At 60.4% G+C, this 3,335-nt stretch carries 3 protein-coding genes; 2 read left to right on the forward strand and 1 reads right to left on the reverse strand.

Annotation, left to right across the window (positions count from 1 at the left end):
* Together BG35_RS11665 and BG35_RS0107985 are read left to right on the forward strand one after the other, a co-directional pair.
* A partial coding sequence (locus BG35_RS11665) for a vanadium-dependent haloperoxidase (RefSeq protein ID WP_236619832.1) occupies window positions 1-1,406 on the forward strand: 1,406 nt, incomplete at its 5' end.
* 61 nt (window positions 1,407-1,467) lie between these two features.
* Window positions 1,468-2,442 (forward strand): hypothetical protein, encoded by a 975-nt coding sequence (locus BG35_RS0107985; RefSeq protein WP_025782411.1) that lies wholly within the window; start codon window positions 1,468-1,470, stop codon window positions 2,440-2,442.
* Here BG35_RS0107985 and trpA read toward each other — a convergent pair.
* Window positions 2,425-3,291, reverse strand: coding sequence for a tryptophan synthase subunit alpha (trpA, locus tag BG35_RS0107990; RefSeq protein WP_025782412.1), 867 nt, complete (start codon window positions 3,289-3,291; stop codon window positions 2,425-2,427). The genes BG35_RS0107985 and trpA overlap by 18 nt on opposite strands.
* Window positions 3,292-3,335: the final 44 nt, after the last annotated feature.

Genomic DNA, 3,335 nt, shown 5'->3' on the forward strand with positions numbered 1-3,335 from the left:
GCAAAGAAAGGTGTTTTCATCTGTCCAGACGAAAATTTCTACTTGCCACCGCTGGCACCAGCGTCGCCACCGTAATCACCGGTTGCCCTGCTCCCCATGTGGCGCCCTTTGGTCACCGATCCTCCTATGGGACCCAGATCATCAAGCCACAGTATTGGAACACTGTTTTTCAATCTGTGGATGCGGCTTTGCAGCAGGTGCGGGACCAAAGAGTTCTTACACCCCAGGCAGCCTACAATTACAGCATAGCCACGACGGCCGGTTTTCTTGCCGCAAACGGGATCGTTCAAGCCTATGGGGAACCTTTTGGAATTGGCGCCGGACCACGGGAGGCCAACCCGGAAGTCGCCTATGGGATTGCTTTCGCAGAGGCTGCTGCTGAAGCATTCCAACAGCCTTTCCTGTTTGAGCGCATTGCATTTTTGAATCAATTCCCCAACAACGAGGCCAAGTCCCTGGGGGTCCAATGGGGCAAGACGGTAGGACGGAAGATCTGTGAAATTCGCACCAATGACGGCTCCGAGCCCAGCGAAGTCAATTACTATCTTGGCCGCTATAGGCGACGTACGGATTCGTTGCGCTGGCGCCCGACCGGTCCGTTCTATGGTGCCACACCGGGTCCGGCATTTGCATCGTTTGACCGGGGCTTGCGTCCAGGACAAGGAAAAATCACGCCCTGGACGATGAAGAGCAGTTCGCAGTTTCGTGCAGCCGATTTTTATGATCCGGTCAGCCCGGAATTTGCTGAGCAGTTTGACACGATCTGCCATTTGGGTGCAGCGGATAGCACCATGCGAACCGCCGACCAATCGCAGATTGCGTTGTTTTGGGAGGACGGCCCCTGGGGGATCACGCCACCCGGGCATTTCCTTTACATTGCCATGCAGCTTCTTCAGGATCGGGGACTCAGCTTCATTGAGCTTGCCCGTGCTTTTGCCCTGATCGGCATGACCCAGTGTGACGCCTCCATCTGTGCCTGGGACAACAAATACCATTACGACATCCTCAGACCGGAGACCGCCATTCGTGCCCGGGCGCCGCAACTTGGCAACCCGGACCCCCGCGTGAAGCGCCACCCCCGTTGGCGCAGCTACATCCCCACGCCCGAGTTCCCGGCCTATACATCCGGCCACTCCACCTTCGGCGCCGCCGCTGCGGAAATGATCGCGCTGATCCACGGTCGGGACGACGTTGCCTTCTCCGGACGTTCACCCGATGAAGTGCTGTGGCCCCAGTTGCGGGGTGTCACTCGGCACTGGAGCAGCCTGAGCCACATGGCGGAAGAGAACGGGATGAGCCGCATTTATGGCGGTGTCCATTGGCTTCTCGATAACACCGAGGCCATGAAAGCTGGACGGGCCATTGCCCGGCAGGCTTTCCATACGACATTTCCACAAAAGGCCTGACACAATGACAATCTCCCAACCCGGAAGACTGCCGGTGCTTGCAGCGACAATGGTTACTAGCATGATTGTTGCTACCCCTGCCGCCGCCCAGGATTTCTCCATCAACTACGAACGCCTGTCCTTCATGGAGGAACCCATGGCAACCGAGATCGGCGACGTGACGTTGCTGCTGAGCGGTATTCTGGACACCATGGTGACTTACGACGAATCGGCTGAACACGACATCGACACAGGGCTGGTTGGCAATCTTCAAATCAGCGCCTTGACACAACTGCCGAACCGGTGGCGCATCAAGTTGGATTACTCCGGTCACTATGCCAGCGATGATCTGTCCCCCATGGACCTGGACGAAGGTTACACGGATAACGTGGCATTTTCCATAGGTGGCGCCTGGGGCTCCGTGCTGGCTGGCAATCTCTCCGGTGTCGTTCGTGAACAGACGCGGCGCCAGCGCGGCGCGGGCAATGCTTTCCTGGCGTTCGACAACGCCCTTGGCGAACTGGGGGACTGGGGAGGCGGCTATGTGGGCCGCTTTGGACCCTGGGTTGTCAGCGGCGTCGTGGATGGGGAAGGACACGTGGATCTGGGGACCATGGTCCAGCGCCCCTTTGGCGCCAAGGATTATCGTCTGACCTTTCGTGCTACCACAGGTGATTACATCGCTGCTGATTCCTCCTCGTTCGACACAACATATGTCGGGCTCGTTAGTGAATTTATCTACGGCAGTTCATTATTCGACCTTGGCGTTGCCTGTGAATGGCTTGAGTCAGAGGGACCGGATGCGGATCGTTGTTATGTGTCGTTGGGCGCTTCCACCAAGGCCGGCATCATGACCCTTTCCATCGAAGGGCACCTGGGCCGCATCAGCGGCAATGACGAGGTTTCCATCGCCCTTGGCGCTCAATATGACATTGCACGGGGATTATCTGCAAACTTCGGCGTCAATCATGCTCACTCTAAAGCTACTGTCGATGACGTGCAACTGACTGATACCGACGAGACCAGTGCTATCCTTTCATTAAGATATAGCTTTTGAAAGCAGGCTGGGATCGGCAGGAGGGGAATCCAGCCCCCGGCGCAGCTCGGCGCAGAACGCCCCCGCCACCGTGGCCGGAGAATCAGGTGGACCGGCCGCGGCAATCCGCTTCACGAAAGCGCTGCCCACAATGGCCCCGTCACCGCCCCAGAGGCGCACCTGGCGGGCCTGGGCGGCGGTGGAGATGCCAAAGCCCACGGCCACGGGTTGCCGGGCCAGGGATTTGAGTTGGCCAATCAGGGATGCCACCCGCTGATCCATCCGCTCCCGGGCGCCTGTCACCCCCGTCACGCTCACCAGATAGATGAAGCCACGGCTGGTGCGGGCAATCTGGGCCATGCGTTGGAGGGACGTGGTGGGCGCCGCCAACAGCACCATGTCCAGCCCGGCAGCTGCCGCGGTGGGGGACAGGCGCTGGGCCTCCTCCAGGGGAAGATCCGGCGCCACCAACCCCGCCGCCCCCGCCGCGGCGGCACGGTCGCAGAAGTTGGCCACCCCCATGTTGAGCAGGGGATTGGCATAGGTGAACAACACCACGGGCATGTGCAGTTGCCCCCGGAGGCTGGCCACCATGTCCAGCACGCCCGCACAGGTGGCGCCTGCCGCCAGGGCGCGCCCGGCCGCAGCCTGAATCACGGGGCCGTCCGCCAGGGGATCGCTGTAGGGAATGCCCAGTTCCACCAAGTCAGCCCCCTGGTCCTGCAAGGCCAGCAGGCAGGCTGCCGTGGTGTCCAGGTCGGGATCCCCAGCCATCAAAAAAGGCATCAAGGCGCAACGCCCCTGTTGGGCCAGGGCAGCAAAGCGGGCACCGATGGGACCGAGGTGGGGAGACGGGGGACTGGGAATCATCACTCACTCAGCCGCTGGTCGGGCTGATGGCTGGTCCAATGGGG

Origin of the sequence: Candidatus Synechococcus spongiarum SH4 (assembly GCF_000586015.1) — a bacterium.
GTDB lineage: Bacteria > Cyanobacteriota > Cyanobacteriia > PCC-6307 > Cyanobiaceae > Synechococcus_B > Synechococcus_B spongiarum_F.

What these genes read in the sequence shown, in the direction of transcription:
- trpA (WP_025782412.1), bottom strand. Translation starts at nt 3,291, where the DNA reads ATGATTCCCAGTCCCCCGTCTCCCCACCTCGGTCCCATCGGTGCCCGC.
- BG35_RS0107985 (WP_025782411.1), top strand. Translation starts at nt 1,468, where the DNA reads ATGATTGTTGCTACCCCTGCCGCCGCCCAGGATTTCTCCATCAACTAC.